13 protein-coding genes and 1 pseudogene are annotated in these 15,367 nt (G+C 61.2%); 5 read left to right on the top strand and 9 right to left on the bottom strand.

Annotated elements, in window-relative coordinates; all coding sequences use genetic code 11:
- Nucleotides 1–107 precede the first annotated feature (107 nt).
- Together AC4LFW_RS11940 and AC4LFW_RS11935 are read left to right on the top strand one after the other, a co-directional pair.
- Complete coding sequence (locus AC4LFW_RS11940) at nucleotides 108–1,256, top strand: pyridoxal phosphate-dependent aminotransferase (RefSeq protein ID WP_491819234.1); 1,149 nt, start codon at nucleotides 108–110, stop codon at nucleotides 1,254–1,256.
- Nucleotides 1,244–2,038, top strand: coding sequence for an amidohydrolase (locus AC4LFW_RS11935; protein ID WP_491819233.1), 795 nt, complete (start codon nucleotides 1,244–1,246; stop codon nucleotides 2,036–2,038). The genes AC4LFW_RS11940 and AC4LFW_RS11935 overlap by 13 nt, the downstream gene beginning before the upstream one ends.
- Nucleotides 2,039–2,040: 2 nt before the next feature.
- Here the strand turns inward: AC4LFW_RS11935 and AC4LFW_RS11930 are convergent, their stop codons facing one another.
- The 9 genes and pseudogenes from AC4LFW_RS11930 to xseA all read right to left on the bottom strand — a co-directional run bounded on the left by AC4LFW_RS11930 (nucleotide 2,041) and on the right by xseA (nucleotide 11,190).
- On the bottom strand, nucleotides 2,041–2,424 hold the full coding sequence (locus tag AC4LFW_RS11930) for a DUF2784 domain-containing protein (RefSeq protein WP_491819231.1): 384 nt from the start codon (nucleotides 2,422–2,424) through the stop codon (nucleotides 2,041–2,043).
- A 4-nt stretch (nucleotides 2,425–2,428) separates the two neighbouring features.
- Nucleotides 2,429–3,058: a DUF2238 domain-containing protein gene (locus AC4LFW_RS11925; RefSeq protein ID WP_491820212.1), complete on the bottom strand. Its 630-nt coding sequence runs from the start codon at nucleotides 3,056–3,058 to the stop codon at nucleotides 2,429–2,431.
- 96 nt (nucleotides 3,059–3,154) lie between these two features.
- The gene (locus AC4LFW_RS11920) at nucleotides 3,155–3,874 is read right to left on the bottom strand and encodes an endonuclease (protein ID WP_491819230.1); all 720 of its coding nucleotides are present in this window, start codon (nucleotides 3,872–3,874) and stop codon (nucleotides 3,155–3,157) included.
- Between the two features lie 101 nt (nucleotides 3,875–3,975).
- A pseudogene (locus AC4LFW_RS11915) lies at nucleotides 3,976–4,830 on the bottom strand (carboxylate/amino acid/amine transporter).
- 170 nt (nucleotides 4,831–5,000) lie between these two features.
- Complete coding sequence (gene leuA / locus AC4LFW_RS11910) at nucleotides 5,001–6,671, bottom strand: 2-isopropylmalate synthase (RefSeq protein WP_491819229.1); 1,671 nt, start codon at nucleotides 6,669–6,671, stop codon at nucleotides 5,001–5,003.
- Between the two features lie 418 nt (nucleotides 6,672–7,089).
- Nucleotides 7,090–8,367 carry a mechanosensitive ion channel family protein gene (locus tag AC4LFW_RS11905; RefSeq protein ID WP_491819228.1) on the bottom strand — a complete coding sequence of 426 codons (1,278 nt, stop codon included), beginning with the start codon at nucleotides 8,365–8,367 and terminating at the stop codon, nucleotides 7,090–7,092.
- A 40-nt stretch (nucleotides 8,368–8,407) separates the two neighbouring features.
- On the bottom strand, nucleotides 8,408–8,950 hold the full coding sequence (locus AC4LFW_RS11900; protein ID WP_491819227.1) for a hydrolase: 543 nt from the start codon (nucleotides 8,948–8,950) through the stop codon (nucleotides 8,408–8,410).
- A 19-nt stretch (nucleotides 8,951–8,969) separates the two neighbouring features.
- Nucleotides 8,970–9,788: a peptidoglycan DD-metalloendopeptidase family protein gene (locus AC4LFW_RS11895; RefSeq protein ID WP_491819226.1), complete on the bottom strand. Its 819-nt coding sequence runs from the start codon at nucleotides 9,786–9,788 to the stop codon at nucleotides 8,970–8,972.
- A 22-nt stretch (nucleotides 9,789–9,810) separates the two neighbouring features.
- Nucleotides 9,811–11,190 (bottom strand): exodeoxyribonuclease VII large subunit, encoded by a 1,380-nt coding sequence (gene xseA / locus AC4LFW_RS11890; protein WP_491819225.1) that lies wholly within the window; start codon nucleotides 11,188–11,190, stop codon nucleotides 9,811–9,813.
- 140 nt (nucleotides 11,191–11,330) lie between these two features.
- Here xseA and AC4LFW_RS11885 point away from each other — a divergent pair, with 140 nt between their 5' ends.
- The 3 genes from AC4LFW_RS11885 to guaA all read left to right on the top strand — a co-directional run bounded on the left by AC4LFW_RS11885 (nucleotide 11,331) and on the right by guaA (nucleotide 15,171).
- Nucleotides 11,331–11,882 carry a sugar ABC transporter ATPase gene (locus AC4LFW_RS11885; protein WP_491819223.1) on the top strand — a complete coding sequence of 184 codons (552 nt, stop codon included), beginning with the start codon at nucleotides 11,331–11,333 and terminating at the stop codon, nucleotides 11,880–11,882.
- Nucleotides 11,883–12,008: 126 nt separating this feature from the next.
- On the top strand, nucleotides 12,009–13,478 hold the full coding sequence (gene guaB, locus AC4LFW_RS11880) for an IMP dehydrogenase (RefSeq protein WP_491819222.1): 1,470 nt from the start codon (nucleotides 12,009–12,011) through the stop codon (nucleotides 13,476–13,478).
- A gap of 112 nt (nucleotides 13,479–13,590) precedes the next feature.
- On the top strand, nucleotides 13,591–15,171 hold the full coding sequence (gene guaA / locus AC4LFW_RS11875) for a glutamine-hydrolyzing GMP synthase (protein WP_491819220.1): 1,581 nt from the start codon (nucleotides 13,591–13,593) through the stop codon (nucleotides 15,169–15,171).
- Nucleotides 15,172–15,367: the final 196 nt, after the last annotated feature.

Raw genomic sequence — 15,367 nt, 5'->3', positions numbered from 1 at the left:
TGTAGCAGTCGGACTCAGATGCCCAGGCCCTCGTATCGTGCCGTCTTGATCGGCTATGCTGTTTTTTCCTGTCGAAGCCCGTGCGACAGGCCTGTCGGAAGGCTTTCATGCTCATCAGTAAATTGCCCAATGTCGGTACCACCATCTTCACCACAATGTCGCAGCTGGCGGCTCAAACCGGCGCTCTGAACCTGTCCCAGGGCTTTCCGGATTTCGACGGCCCTGACGCGTTGCGCGAAGCGCTGGCGCGCCATGTGATGGCTGGCCACAACCAGTACGCACCGATGACCGGCCTGCCTGCGTTGCGCGAGCAGGTGGCGGTGAAAGTAGCGTCACTTTACGGCCGCAAGGTCAGCGCGGACACCGAGGTCACCATCACGCCCGGTGCGACCCAGGCCATCTTTTGTGCGATTCATGCGATCGTTCGACCCGGCGACGAAGTGATCGTCTTTGATCCCTGTTATGACAGCTACGAACCGGCCGTCGAACTCGCCGGTGGGGTCTGTATCCACCAGTCGCTCAGCCTGCCGGAGTTTTCCATCGACTGGCAGAAATTGGCCGATACGATCACGCCGCGCACGCGCATGATCGTGTTGAACACGCCGCACAACCCCAGCGGGGCGTTGATCGACATGGCCGATCTGGATCGGCTGGCGGCGCTGATCCGCGACCGGGATATCTACCTGCTCAGCGATGAGGTCTACGAGCATCTGGTCTTCGATGGGCGCGAGCATGCCAGCGTGCTGCGTCATGACGAGCTGTACCAGCGCGCCTTTGTCGTCAGTTCGTTCGGCAAGACCTATCACGTCACCGGATGGAAGACCGGCTATGTCGTGGCGCCGCCCATGCTCAGCAGCGAGTTGCGCAAGGTTCATCAGTACGTCAGCTTTACCGGCGTGACGCCGTTGCAGTGGGCACTGGCTGATTTCATGGCCGCGTATCCGGAGCATGTAAGTGGATTGCCGGCGTTCTACCAGGCGAAACGCGATCTGTTCTGCAATCTACTAGCCGGTTCGCGGTTCAGTTTTACCCGTGCGGCCGGCACTTATTTCCAGCTCGTCGACTATTCGGCGATTCGCCCGGACCTCGATGACGTCGCCATGTCCGAGTGGCTGACTCGCGAGCACGGTGTGGCGAGCATTCCGATCTCGGTTTTTTACCAGGCCCCTCCTGCCGAATCGCGGCTCGTCCGCTTCTGCTTCGCCAAACGAGAGGAGACGCTGCATCAGGCAGCGGAACAACTATGCGCGATCTGACTACCTTACCGAACCTCGAACTTGCCCTGATCCAGACGACACTCGTCTGGCAGGATGCTCAGGCCAACCGCGAGCGTCTGGCCGTGTTGCTGGATGAGGCCCGTGGCGTTGACCTGATTGTCCTGCCGGAAATGTTCACCACCGCCTTTTCGATGAATTCCTCCGAGCTTGCCGAGCCGGAGGAGGGCCCGACGTATGCCTGGTTGCGTGAGCAGGCGGCGCGGGTGGATGCCGTCATTACCGGGAGCGTTATCATCGAGGCGGCCGACGGCACGCATCGCAACCGTCTGCTCTGGGCGCGGCCGAACGGCAGGATTTCGCACTATGACAAGCGCCACCTGTTCCGCATGGCCGGCGAGCACAAGCACTACACGGCGGGCGATCAGCAGGTGGTGTTCGAACTGAACGGCTGGAACATCCGCCCGCTGATCTGCTACGACCTGCGCTTCCCCGTCTGGAGTCGCGACCCTCATAACACCGACCTGTTGCTCTATACAGCCAACTGGCCGGCGGCACGTCGCAATGCCTGGAATCGCTTGCTACCGGCGCGCGCCATCGAGAACCTTTGCTACGTCGCAGCGGTGAATCGGGTCGGTGAAGACGGCAAGGGGTACCCCTACAGTGGCGATACACAGGTGCTGGACTATCTCGGTGATCCCTTGCTGGAAGCCGGTGACGCCGAGGGCGTGTTTCGCACAACGCTACGGGCGGCTGACCTGGCTAAATTCCGCAGCAAGTTTCCCGCCTACCACGATGGGGATGCCTTCGAGCTGAAGCTGTAACGTCAGTGCCCGGCAGTGTCTCTGCGGCGTTGACGCCGCCACGCCAGGCCGCCATAGATGAGGACGTTACTCAGCACAACTACCGCAGCGAGCAGATACTGCACCGGCACGCTCAGCCAGGCGGGGTAGATCAGCGGCAGCAGGTAGTGCTCGATGAAGCCGGCCTCGTATCCTGCACTGCCTGCAAGTCGCCTGAGCAGGTTCTCCCAATGGGTCAATGGGCAGGGCCAGCCGCTCAGCTCAACGAAAACTCCCCAGGCTACCGCTGGCAAGTGCAGCACTACGAAGCCGCGTTTCCAGGCGACGAGCAACCCGCCCAGCAACACGAAGATGATGAAGCCCAGATGCAGGAGCAACATGGCATCAGCGCCGAGCCTATAGAGCATGTCGCTAGACCGCTGCCGGGATCGACCGGCCCAAGCCCGCCATCTGCCGATCCTGCGTTCTGGCCAGCAAGGTGACCGAGAGCAGCGCGCCGAGCATGGCCATGAACATATCGGATTGAGTGTCCCAGGGGTCGCCCTGAGTCCCGAGGAAATCCTCCGCACCCTGACCGGCCAGCAACGCTACCCACCATTCGATCAGTTCGTAGAAAGCACTGAAAGCCAGCGCGACACAGATCGACAAAAAGCCCAGCATTTTTCCGTAGGCAACGAAGCGACGACGCAGGAGAATTTCCCTGGCCAGCAGGGCAGGTGTCACGCCTTGTATGAAGTGACCCAATTTGTCGTAGGGGTTGCGGCTCAGATCAAACCATTCCTGAACCCAAAAGCCCGGGGGCACACGGGCGTATGTATAAGCGCCGCCGAGAATGAGCACCAGGGCATGGGCGGCAATGACCACATACAACAGACGCGTCAGTGGGAAGCGCTGATGGCTCCAGAGCAGCACTGGCGCGGCGATCAGCACTGGCGCGACTTCCAGAAGCCAGGTCGCACGATCATACGGGGCGATGCCAGAGCAGATCAGTGCCACCAACACCGACAATCCGAGCGTCGCGTAGAGCGTCTTGTCCCGCATAGAGGCCGCCATGGTTTGCTGGTCCAGGCGGCAGCATGCAGCGCAGTGAAGCTGATATGCAACCGGCGACCAGTGAGTGGCCTACCCGTCCGGGGCCTAGCCCTGTTGGCTAGGGAGCGATGCCGAGCGGGTGCAGTGAACCAGATTCACCGGACCGACAAAGCGATTGGCGTTGCCCTGAACACACGCGATGCTGCGGTTGCGCCACTGTTCCCACTCGTTGACCGGGTATTGGCGATTCCAGATGTCGTACAGGCGGCGATCCTGCTTCGACAGACGCAAGCCATAGCGCTCACTCATGTACAGATAGGTGCGTGCGATGGCGCCGCGGCTGTAGGCTGGCGGCATTGCGGTGCGTTGCTTGAAGTTCACCACAAAGGGGCAGGCGCCGTATTGGCTGGGCTTTTCGCTGAGCATGCCGAAGCCGAAGTTGCTGCGGTCGCCGTTCACTTCGCCAACAACGGGCACCAGGTTATGCAAATCGGCCTCCGCTTTGCTGAAGAGTGGATCGGTAGAAGTGCAGTGCTTGCGTCCGCCGTCTTGCCAGCATTGACGCTGATGTCCGATTACCCAGGCTGGCACGATGTGCTCCCATTCCACCCGCGCGGCGCGTTTGGGCTGCTTGCGCGGGATATAACCGCAGCTGCCCATGTTGATCCGCTTGCCCTGGTAGGCGCAGCGGCAATAAAAGTCAACGGGGCGTTCGGCGTAGATCTTCCATGCGACCTTTTTCGCTTCGCGGAAGGTGCGCGGAGCATCGGCGTGGATCTGAACGGTGAAAAAAAGCGCAAGCAGGAGCAGGCAATATTGGCGCATGGTGTTCTCGACGACTTTCTGAGAATCGCATCCATGCGGGGCGCGCTATGTTAGTTGCTAAGTAGAAAATCCTATATATAACAATAACTTACATAGTGTCATTAGGCCTGCTTGCGGCCCAGTCGGTTGATCTGCAGCGACGAGAGAATGATCAGCCCTCCGATTGTCAGCTGCACGAGATTCGTCTCCGTGCCCCAGAGCAGCAGATTGAGCAGGAGCCCAACCGGTACGGCCATATTATTCATAACTGCGAGCGTGCCGGCATCGACGAGCGTGGCTCCCTTGTTCCAGCAGAACTGCCCCAGCGCTGTTGCCAGCACGCCCATCCAGATCAGCACGCCCCATTGGAGAGAGGTCGTTGGCAGTTTTTCAGGATTGCCGAACAACAGCCAGGCCGGAAGAACGATCACCAGCGCGCCGAGGAAGAAGTAGCCGAAGCGCCGGTACAACGGGATATCCGATGGGTAACGTTGCGCCAGGTGCTTATAGCCAACCTGGCCGGCAGCAAAGGTGAAATTGGCCAATTGCATCAGCAGAAAACCACCCAGGAAGTCACTGGACACGCCGTCATAGCGGATCAGGCCGGCACCGAAGACTGCAACGGCAGCCGCCACCAGTGCCCATGGGTTGAAGCGGCGGTTCAGCGCATCGTCAATCAAAGTCACGTGCAACGGCGTCAGAACAGTGAACAGCAGCACTTAGGCTACCGTCAGCACGTTGAAGCTCAGGTACAGGCACAGATAGGTGACACCGAATTGCAGCGCGCCGACCAGAGTGACGCCGCCGATGAAACCCGGCGCGACCCCGCGCCAGCGGGTCAGTGGCAGAAATACCAGTGCGGCCAGTACGACGCGAGTCAGCACCGCGAAGTAGCTGTCCACCTGACCGGCCAGATAGACGCCGATCAGGTTGAATGAGAATGCCCACAGCAGTGTGACGAAGATCAGGTAGCGCATGCCGACTCCTCAGGAGGTCGGCGACCTTAGCGACTCTGTGCCAGTTGGGGAAGCCCCGGCACTATGGCTTGCAGCCCAGCGGTGCTTCGCGGGGCGCGAATGGCTGTCTGCTCAGTCAATCAGTAAGAAAGGGGATGCGTTCTGCATCCCCCTTGGTTCCGCCGCGTGTGTCAGGCCGCTTTGCTTTGTGCCTCGCGCAGGGCACGGTTCAGCGCGCTGAACAGCGCTCGGATGCTGGCCGTGGTGATGTTCTCGTCGATGCCGATGCCATGCAGTGGGCGCTCACCATCCAGGCGGACTTCGATGTAGGCGGCAGCTCGTGCGTTACTGCCGGCACCAATCGAGTGCTCGTGGTAGTCCATGATTTCGAGCTTGACCGGCAGTCCCGCCACCAGGGCTTCCAGCGGGCCTTTGCCGATGCCGCGCCAGTGCATGGTTTCGCCTTCACTGGCGACTTCAACGTCGAGGGCACTGGTGCCGTTTTCTTCCTGCAGGCGATGGCTCTTGAGCGTGTAGGGAGATGTCGCCTGCAGGTATTCACCTTCCAGCAAGGCGTATATCTGCTTGGCGCTCATTTCCAGACCGAGGCGGTCGGTTTCCTTCTGCACCACCTGGCTGAACTCGATCTGCATGCGGCGTGGCAGGCTGATGCCGTACTCCTGCTCCAGCAAATAGGTGATGCCGCCCTTGCCGGACTGGCTGTTGACGCGGATGACCGCCTCGTAGCTGCGGCCGAGGTCGGCCGGGTCGATAGGCAGGTAGGGCACCTCCCAGACGCCGTTCGGATCCTGCTGGCTGAAGCCCTTGCGGATAGCGTCCTGGTGCGAGCCGGAGAAGGCTGTGTGGACCAGGTCGCCGACGTACGGATGACGAGGATGGACCGGCAACTGGTTGCATTCCTCGACCACCTTGCGCACCGCATCGATGTCGGAAAAATCCAGCTGCGGATCGACGCCCTGGCTGTACATGTTCAAGGCCACAGTGACCAGGTCCACGTTGCCGGTACGCTCACCATTACCGAACAGGCAGCCCTCGACGCGGTCGGCGCCCGCCATCAGGCCAAGCTCGGTGGCGGCCACGCCGGTGCCACGGTCGTTGTGTGTATGCAGGCTGATCAGCACGCTGTCGCGTTTGTTGATGTGACGGCCGAAATACTCGATCTGGTCCGCGTAGATGTTTGGCGTAGCCGCCTCGACGGTCGCTGGCAGGTTGAGGATCAGTTTCTTGTCGGGTGTCGGCTGAAACACGTCGATTACCGCATTGCACACCTCGACGGCAAAATCGGTTTCGGTTGAGCTGAACACCTCTGGCGAGTACTCGAAGCGCCAATCGGTATCCGGCGCAGCTTCAGCCAGTCGCTTGATCACCTGGGCGGCAGCCGTCGCGATGTTCGTCACACCGGCCTTGTCCTGATTAAAGACGATGCGGCGGAAGCTCGGTGCGGTAGCGTTGTAGTAATGGACGATTGCCCGCTTGGCGCCCTTGAGGGATTCGAAAGTGCGGGTAATCAGGTCCTCACGCGCCTGGGTCAGAACCTGAATGGTGACGTCATCCGGAATGTGGCCGCCCTCGATCAGCTCGCGCACGAAGTCGAAATCGGTCTGCGAGGCTGATGGAAAGCCGACTTCGATTTCCTTCAATCCGACCTGCACCAGCGTCTTGAAGAAGCGCATCTTCTTGCCCGCATCCATCGGCTCGATCAGAGACTGGTTGCCGTCGCGCAAATCGGAGCTCAGCCAGATCGGGGCTTGAGTGATGGTCTTCGATGGCCAGGTACGGTCGGGGATGTCGAGGGTTGGAAAGGCGCGGTATTTGGTCGATGGGTTCTTGAGCATGGTCATGGCGATTCCCCGGCTGTGGCGTGGGTAGAGGCGACACCTCTCACCCAAAACATTCGTCAATGTTGAAAACTTATTGCTTTGCATGGATGGATTGCAAGACAAGTTTTCAAATTGGCAGAACTAACTAATTCTTGAAAATACGTGCAACAGAATCCTGCTTTTGCGAGGATGAGCGCCTACTCATTGCGGAGCGCTGAGTGGTTGTGAGCCTCATCTGACTATCCGATCGAAAACAGCACCACCGTGGCTCGTGGCGACGCGCTGGTTATCGAATCAGGCGTTGCTGGCGACCCGCAAATGCGCCAGGGAGCCAGTCGGCCCGGTGTGACCCTTATTTAGGACATGGCCCGCAACGCTTGCAATTCACGACCGCCAGCAACCCCGCGATTGCATGGGGCAGCTCCGATCTGCACCGCGATCAGCCCGGAGGGCTTTCCGATGGCGCCAGCGCCGGAGCTCCACGCCGCCCCAACGAGTCGCCCCAATCGCGCATGTCCGCCCCGCTCGGGTGTTGAAATACACGCAAGCCAAATTCGGGCAGGATCGCCAGCAGGTGGTCGAAGATATCCGACTGGATCGCCTCGTATTCCGTCCATGCCACGGTGTTGGTGAAGCAGTAGATCTCCAGCGGCAGGCCATCGGCTGTCGGGCTGAGCTGGCGCACCATCAGCGTCATGCCCTGATGTATGCCGCCATGGCTGCGCAGATAGCGCTCCACGTACGCGCGGAAACTACCGATATTGGTGATGCGCCGCGTGTTCACTGGCTCCTTGCCGCGCTCTTCGAGCTTGGCGTTCCAGGCGTCGATCTCACGGCGTTTTTCCGTGAGGTACTCATCGAGAAGGTTGAAACGATGCAGGCGCTCGCACTCGTCCGCGCCAAGGAAATGCACGCTCTGTTGGTCCAGGTAAAGGCTGCGCTTGATTCGCCGCCCGCCGCTTTCCTGCATGCCCCGCCAGTTCTTGAACGAGTCGCTGATAAAGCGCTTGGTCGGGATGTTGCTGATGGTCTTGTCCCAGTTCTGCACCTTTACCGTGTGCAGCGCGATATCAATTACATCGCCGTCGGCGTTGAGCTGCGGCATTTCCACCCAGTCGCCTACCCGAATGAGGTCGTTGGAGGTGATCTGGACGCTGGCCACCAGCGACAGGATGGTGTCCTGAAAGATCAACAGCAGTACCGCCGCCATGGCACCGAGGCCGGATAGCAGGATCAGCGGCGAGCGGTCGATCAGCGTGGCGATGATGAGGATGGTGGCGATCGCATAGATCGCGATCTTGACGACCTGCAGATAACCCTTGATGGGGTGAACATGCGCATCGGCCCGACGCTGATACACCATGTTGATGATGTCCAGCAGCGCTCCCAGCGCGAGGGCGATGGTCAGGACGATAAAGCCGCCGCAGACGTTGCGCACCACCGTGACAGCCGCTTCCGGCAAACCGGGGACGGCGTTCACGCCGACTGACAGCACCAGCGCCGGCACGATATTCGACAGCCGGCGGATGATGCCGAAGTCCTGCAGTTCCGTTTCGCGCGAGCTGCGTACGATCTGATAAACACCGCGAACGAGGATGCGTTTGACTATCCAGTTCGCGAGCCAGGCGGCAAATATCAGCGCTGCGCTGGCGACAAGTGTCTGCAGCTCGGGGTGAGCCCTGAGCCAGTCCATCCAGATGCCCAGTTCGTCCTGCATGAAGTGCTCCGTGAGATGCCTGTTGCTGCCTGACGCTTTCCTAGCGGATGAATTCGCGGCTGATCGAGCGGAAGAGCTCGGTCCCGGCCTGTTCCATCCATTCGAAGGCGACCATTTCCCGCGAAACGATGCTGGCGCCAGCCTGTTGCATGCGCGCCAGGCCGAGCGCCTTGTCGCTGGCGCGCCGCGAGCCTACGGCTTCTTCGACCACGAACACCTGATTGCCGCGAGCCAGCAGATCGATCACCGTCTGCAGCACGCAGATATGGGTTTCGATCCCGCTGATCACGAATTGCCTCCGCTCCCCGCCGGGTCGTTTGAACAGCTCGCCGTCACGCGCAGCGGAAAAGTGCAGCTTCTCGATGATTGCCTCTTCAGCCATTCCATCGCGCAGCGAGGTAACGGTAGGGCCAAGGCCCTTGCTGTACTGCTCGGTGAGCAGTACCGGAACGCCAATTCGTTTGGCGACCTGGATCAGCCAAGCACTGTGCTCGGCCAGTTCGGTGTGGCCCTCGATCGCAGGAAACAGGCGTTCCTGGATGTCGATGATGAGGAGGGTGGAGTCCTGGGCGTTGATAAGCATGCCGTTGTCCTTGGATTGATCAGGGCTTGAATGCACCGATGAAGATGGACGGATCGATGCGTGCGTCGTTAAGGCTTACATTCCAGTGTAGATGCGGGCCCGTGGCCCGGCCGGTGGAGCCGACCTTGCCAAGCACCGCGCCGCGTGACAATTCATCTCCGACCTTTACGTCTATCTGCGACAGATGGCAGAACATGCTGATCAGCCCTTGGCCGTGGTCGACGAACACCGTCTTGCCATTGAAGAAGTAGTCGCCGGTGAGAATCACCTTGCCGGCAGCGGGTGCCTTGATTGGCGTGCCTGCCTTCGCGGCGAAGTCCAACCCGGAGTGCGGGTTACGCTCTTCGCCGTTGAAGAAGCGGCGCAGCCCGAACGGCGAAGACAGCGGACCGTTGACGGGGCTGTCGAACAGCAGGTTGCTCGGCTGGCGCGGGCTGAACTGGCGGTAGGCGCGGGTCTGTTCGTCCAGTTCACGCTCGATGCGCTTGAGATCGTCAGGGTTCGGATTGACCTGCCGCTGATTCTTCAGCGTGATGTGCTGCTCGCGGTAGCTCCGGGGCTCGACACGGAAGCTATGGGCCTGGCCGTCGACATCCAGCGATTGCTCGCCCGCTTTGACCGTTAGTGGAATGCCGACAATGGCAATCCAGCGTTGATCATCCTCGCGCACCACCAGCACGGGCTTGCCGTCGTAACGCGCTTTCGGCGCGCTGGCATCATTGCCGAGGTCAACGACCGCCACGCCGCCTGGCACGGGTTTGTTCAACAGGCGGGTGAGAAAGCCTTCGGCGTGAGCGGGCAGAGTCAGGGCGAGCAGCAGGGCAAGGGCGAAACGCATGGCAGTCCTAGTGAAGGGTGAGTCAGTCCAGCAACGACAAGGTTACCGGCGTCTGGTGATTGTCTTCGACACGCACATCCAGCTCGCCGTTTCCTAGCCGGGCCTTCAGGCGTTGGCCGGGCTGGGTCTGGTCGGCTCGCCGAATGGCCAGACCGCGCTCATCGAGCAGGATGCTGTAGCCACGTGACAGCGTGGCGAGCGGGCTGACTATATTCAGTGTCTGCACGAGACCTTGCAGCTGCTGGCGTTGGCCTTTAAGGGTGTCCTGCATGGCGCGGGGCAGCCGGCTGGACAGATGTTCGAGGCGTTGGCGCAGCAGGTTCAGGTTCCGGCCCGGGTGTTGCCCGGCAAGGCGCGTTTCGAGGCGGGCGAGGCGCTCCTGACCAGCGCAGAGTCTACGGTCGATACCACGCAGCAGGCGCGCCTCCAGGTCGTCGATACGCTGGGCTTGCTGCTGCAGGCGCTCGCCGGGATGTCGCAGGCGCCGGGTCAGGGCTTCCAGGCGCGCCGCGTCGCGATGCATACGATCGCGCATGCGCAGCAAAAGCCGCTGACGCAGGCCTTCCAGGCGCTGACGTACATCGGCACTGCTGGGAGCCAGGAGTTCGGCGGCGGCGGATGGCGTCGGTGCACGGACGTCGGCGACGAAGTCGGCAATAGATACGTCGGTTTCGTGACCGACAGCGCAGACGATCGGCGTCTCGCAAGCGGCCACGGCCCGTGCGACCGCTTCCTCGTTGAAGCACCAGAGGTCTTCCAGCGAGCCGCCGCCGCGCGCCAGGATCAGCGCATCGTAGCCGCCGCGGTCGGCCAGCTGCAGCGCTCGGACGATCTGTGCCGTCGCCTCGCGACCCTGGACCGGGGTCGGGACCAGAGTCAGGGCGACATGCGGCGCGCGTCGACGGAACACCGAAATGATGTCGCGAATGACCGCGCCGGTTGGCGAGCTGACGATGCCGATACGCCGAGGATGAAGGGGCAGGGAGCGCTTGCCCGCCGCGTCGAACAGACCCTCGGCGCTGAGCTTTTCCTTCAGGGCCTCGAAGGCCAGACGCAGCGAACCGTCGCCGGCCGGCTCGACGTTATCGAGAATCAGCTGATAGTCGCCGCGGCCCTCGAACAACGACACCCGCCCACGCACCTTGACCGCCAGACCGTCGCGCAGGGACTGGCGCACCCGCAGGGCGTTCTGCCGGAACAGCGCGCAGCGGACCTGGGCGTTCTTGTCCTTTAGCGTGAAATAGATATGGCCGGACGCTGGCTTGGCCAGGTTGGAAATCTCGCCTTCGACCCACACCTGGGCGAACACGTCTTCGAGTAGCAGCCGCGCGCGACCGTTGAGCTGGCTGACAGTCAGCACTTCGCGGTCGAGATTCAGGCGTTGGAAAGGATCGTTGAGCATGCCGGGGATGATAAAGGGAAAAGCCTTCAAATGAGCGCTGAAGGCTGGAGGCTCAACGAAAAAACAGGCGGACGGGCACGATTGACCTTTGTGAGCCGCGCATTAAGCTGCGTGGCTCACTGTCTCTGTCCGAGCTAGCCATGAGCGATAGCCAAGCCATCATCGTGCCGCGCATTTCCACGTTCCCGGGTCATGAAGCCAAGGCGCGGATGATCCTGCGCTGGCTGTCCGAGCGCCGCATTGTAGAGGCGCTGCCAACTACCTGTGGGCGTGGGGCCGGCGGCATGGGCTATGCCATTGCGGCCGGGGCGCGCAGCGTTGTGCAGCACCCCGAGCGGCTGCCGTACGGCGAGGCGATCAACGGCATGGAGGTGATCACCAAGCGCTGCATCTATACGCCGACACGGGATTTCGCCGAGGAGGCGGGCTGCCCCGAGTGCCGCCGCGAAATCGGCGAAGCGCTGTTCGAAAGCCTGGATGAATGGATGCCCCGTCACACCGACAACTTCACATGTCCGCAATGCGGCTTCGAGGATGACATCAACGGCTTCCTCTTCATTCCAGCCTGTGGATTTTCCAATCTGGGGTTCATCTTCAACGGCTGGGGGGAGGCTGCCTTTCGTCAGTCGTTTCTTGAAGAGTTCGCAGCACGCCTGGGATTCGGCGTGGCGCTGGTGATCGATCGCCCGTGACCGATCGGTCATTTCGCCAGTGCAACGCTGCAGGCCGAGCGCGACGGACCGCAGAACTGCATTGAGCGCCGTGGTATGCGTGGGTATAATGCCGCGCTTCCTTTTTCCCGCCTGGGAGCCCCCGCCATGCTGCGTATCAGCCAAGAAGCCCTGACGTTCGATGATGTTCTCCTGATCCCGGGATATTCCGAGGTACTGCCGAAGGATGTCAGCCTCAAGACCCGCCTGACCCGCGAAATCGAGCTGAACATTCCCCTTGTTTCGGCGGCAATGGACACCGTCACCGAAGCCCGGCTGGCCATTGCCATGGCGCAGGAAGGCGGCATTGGCATCATTCACAAGAACATGAACGTCGAGCAGCAGGCTGCCGAAGTGCGCAAGGTCAAGCGTCACGAAACGGCGATCGTTCACGATCCGGTGACGGTCACGCCTGAGACGAAGATCAGCGAACTGTTGCGCAAGGCTCGTGAACTGGGTTTCTCCGGCTTCCCAGTTGTTTCCGGCAAGGAGCTGGTCGGCATCGTTACCGGCCGTGACCTGCGCTTCACGCCGAATGCTGGTGACTCCGTCGCGGCGATCATGACGCCAAAGGAAGAACTGGTAACCGTACAGGAAGGCACTGGCCTCGAAGAAATCAAAACCAAACTCTACGAGCACCGCATCGAGAAAATGCTGGTGGTCGACAGCAATTTCCATCTTCGCGGCCTGGTCACCTTCCGTGATATTGAGAAGGCCAAGACCTACCCGCTGGCTTCCAAGGATGACCAGGGCCGTCTGCGCGTCGGCGCCGCCGTGGGTACCGGCGCCGACACCGCCGAACGTGTAGAAGCCCTGGCAGCTGCCGGCGTCGATGTGATCGTCGTCGACACCGCACACGGCCATTCTCGCGGTGTGCTCGATCGCGTTCGTTGGGTAAAGGACAACTTCCCGCAGGTGCAGGTCATTGGCGGCAACATCGCCACTGCCGAAGCCGCGCTGGATCTGGTCAAGGCTGGCGCTGATGCAGTCAAGGTCGGCATCGGCCCGGGCTCGATCTGCACCACCCGCATCGTCGCCGGCGTCGGCGTCCCGCAGATCTCCGCCATCGCCAACGTTTCCGCCGCGCTGGAAGGAACCGGCGTGCCGATGATCGCCGACGGCGGCATCCGCTTCTCCGGTGATCTGTCCAAGGCCATCGTGGCCGGCGCCAACGCCGTGATGATGGGCTCGATGTTTGCCGGTACCGAAGAGGCGCCGGGCGAGATCGAGCTGTTCCAGGGCCGTTCCTACAAGGCCTACCGCGGCATGGGTTCACTGGGCGCCATGTCGCAGGCGCAGGGTTCATCGGATCGTTACTTTCAGGACTCCTCCGCTGGCGCCGAAAAGCTGGTGCCGGAAGGCATCGAAGGCCGCGTGCCGTACAAGGGCTCTCTGGCAGCGATCATCCACCAGTTGATGGGCGGCCTGCGCGCCTCCATGGGTTACACCGGCAGCGCCACCATCGATCACATGCGCACCCATCCGCAGTTCGTGCGCATCACCGGTGCCGGCATGGCGGAATCGCATGTGCATGATGTGCAAATCACAAAAGAAGCCCCGAATTATCGGGTTGGCTGACCAAGCTCTTTCGCCGAAGGCTATAGGCTGGAAGGCTGGACGATGACGCTTTTTCGTTCAGCCTCCAGCCTCCAGCCTCCAGCCTCCGGCCAATCTATTCAGGTAAAAGCAAATGGCCTCTCCCGACATTCACGCCCACCGCATCCTGATCCTGGATTTCGGCTCGCAGTACACCCAGCTGATCGCCCGTCGCGTTCGTGAAATTGGCGTCTATTGCGAGCTGCATCCGTTCGATATGAGCGATGAGGACATCCGTGCCTTTGCGCCACGCGGCATCATTCTCGCCGGCGGTCCGGAGTCGGTGCACGCTGAAGGCAGCCCGCGGGCGCCGCAAGCCGTGTTCGACCTGGGCGTACCGCTGTTCGGTATCTGCTACGGCATGCAGACGATGTCCGAGCAGCTCGGCGGCAAGGTACAGGGATCGGATGAGCGCGAGTTCGGCTATGCGCGCGTCGATCTGGTGGGCAAGTCGAAGCTGTTCGACGGGATCGAAGACCACATGGACGACGACGGCGTGTTCGGCCTCGACGTCTGGATGAGTCATGGCGACAAGGTGACGACCCTGCCGGAAGGGTTCCATATCCTCGCCAGCACCCCGAGCTGCCCGATCGCCGCCATGGGTGACGATGATCGCCGCTATTACGGCGTTCAGTTCCACCCCGAAGTGACCCACACCCGCCAGGGCGGGCGCATCCTGTCGCGTTTCCTACTGGAAATCTGCGGCTGCGAAGCACTGTGGACGCCGTCCAATATCGTCGAGGATCTGGTCGAGCAGGTCCGCGCACAGGTCGGTTCGGCCAATGTGCTGCTGGGCCTGTCCGGCGGTGTCGACTCCTCGGTGGTTGCGGCGTTGCTGCACAAGGCCATCGGCGATCAGCTGACTTGTGTCTTCGTCGACAACGGCCTGCTGCGTCTGCATGAAGGCGATCAGGTGATGGCCATGTTCGCCGAGAACATGGGCGTCAAGGTGATCCGCGCCGACGCCGAGGCGCAGTTCCTCGAGAATCTCGCCGGTGAAGCGGACCCGGAGAAGAAGCGCAAGATTATCGGCCGTACCTTCATCGATGTATTCGATGCACAGGCCAGCAAGCTCGATAACATCCAGTACCTGGCCCAGGGCACCATCTACCCGGACGTCATCGAGTCCGCCGGTGCCAAGAGCGGCAAGGCCCATGTGATCAAGTCGCACCACAACGTTGGCGGCCTGCCTGAGGAGATGAACCTCAAGTTGGTCGAGCCCCTGCGTGAGCTGTTCAAGGACGAGGTCCGCAAGATCGGCCTGGAACTGGGTCTGCCGTACGACATGGTCTACCGCCACCCCTTCCCGGGCCCTGGTCTGGGCGTGCGCATCCTTGGCGAAGTGAAAAAGGAATACGCCGACCTGCTGCGTCGTGCCGACCACATCTTCATCCAGGAGCTGCGCAACTTCGACTGGTACCACAAGACCAGCCAGGCCTTCGTGGTGTTCCAGCCGGTCAAATCCGTGGGTGTGGTTGGTGATGGTCGCCGCTACGCCTGGGTCGTCGCGCTGCGTGCGGTGGAAACCATCGACTTCATGACCGCCCGCTGGGCGCATCTGCCGTACGAGCTGCTGGAGAAAGTATCCAACCGCATCATCAACGAAATCGAAGGTATCTCACGCGTCACGTACGATGTGTCGAGCAAGCCGCCAGCGACCATTGAGTGGGAATGAAATCAGGTCCTTCGGGGACTATCGGTACCTATCGATAAAGTGCCGTAACGTGTTGATTTGATTCAAAATACGTCACGGTACCTATCAGTGGCTATCGCCGGTAAGCAGAATGCTTTGGCGGTAGCGGTGACGGTAGCAACCGAAGGCCGGATTCGGACCCTCCCGTTTACTATCGAGACCAAACCGGTCTTTGACG

It is taken from the genome of Stutzerimonas sp. C6.4V, assembly GCF_058536345.1.
The sequence above is the reverse complement of the archived record's forward strand: the minus strand, read 5'-3'. Positions and strand labels throughout refer to the sequence as shown.

Bases quoted from the DNA above. Each gene is read 5' to 3' on its own strand.
- AC4LFW_RS11940 (WP_491819234.1), top strand. From the start codon at position 108: ATGCTCATCAGTAAATTGCCCAATGTCGGTACCACCATCTTCACCACA.
- AC4LFW_RS11935 (WP_491819233.1), top strand. From the start codon at position 1,244: ATGCGCGATCTGACTACCTTACCGAACCTCGAACTTGCCCTGATCCAG.
- AC4LFW_RS11930 (WP_491819231.1), bottom strand. From the start codon at position 2,424: ATGCTCTATAGGCTCGGCGCTGATGCCATGTTGCTCCTGCATCTGGGC.
- AC4LFW_RS11925 (WP_491820212.1), bottom strand. From the start codon at position 3,058: ATGCGGGACAAGACGCTCTACGCGACGCTCGGATTGTCGGTGTTGGTG.
- AC4LFW_RS11920 (WP_491819230.1), bottom strand. From the start codon at position 3,874: ATGCGCCAATATTGCCTGCTCCTGCTTGCGCTTTTTTTCACCGTTCAG.
- leuA (WP_491819229.1), bottom strand. From the start codon at position 6,671: ATGACCATGCTCAAGAACCCATCGACCAAATACCGCGCCTTTCCAACC.
- AC4LFW_RS11905 (WP_491819228.1), bottom strand. From the start codon at position 8,367: ATGCAGGACGAACTGGGCATCTGGATGGACTGGCTCAGGGCTCACCCC.
- AC4LFW_RS11900 (WP_491819227.1), bottom strand. From the start codon at position 8,950: ATGCTTATCAACGCCCAGGACTCCACCCTCCTCATCATCGACATCCAG.
- AC4LFW_RS11895 (WP_491819226.1), bottom strand. From the start codon at position 9,788: ATGCGTTTCGCCCTTGCCCTGCTGCTCGCCCTGACTCTGCCCGCTCAC.
- xseA (WP_491819225.1), bottom strand. From the start codon at position 11,190: ATGCTCAACGATCCTTTCCAACGCCTGAATCTCGACCGCGAAGTGCTG.
- AC4LFW_RS11885 (WP_491819223.1), top strand. From the start codon at position 11,331: ATGAGCGATAGCCAAGCCATCATCGTGCCGCGCATTTCCACGTTCCCG.
- guaB (WP_491819222.1), top strand. From the start codon at position 12,009: ATGCTGCGTATCAGCCAAGAAGCCCTGACGTTCGATGATGTTCTCCTG.
- guaA (WP_491819220.1), top strand. From the start codon at position 13,591: ATGGCCTCTCCCGACATTCACGCCCACCGCATCCTGATCCTGGATTTC.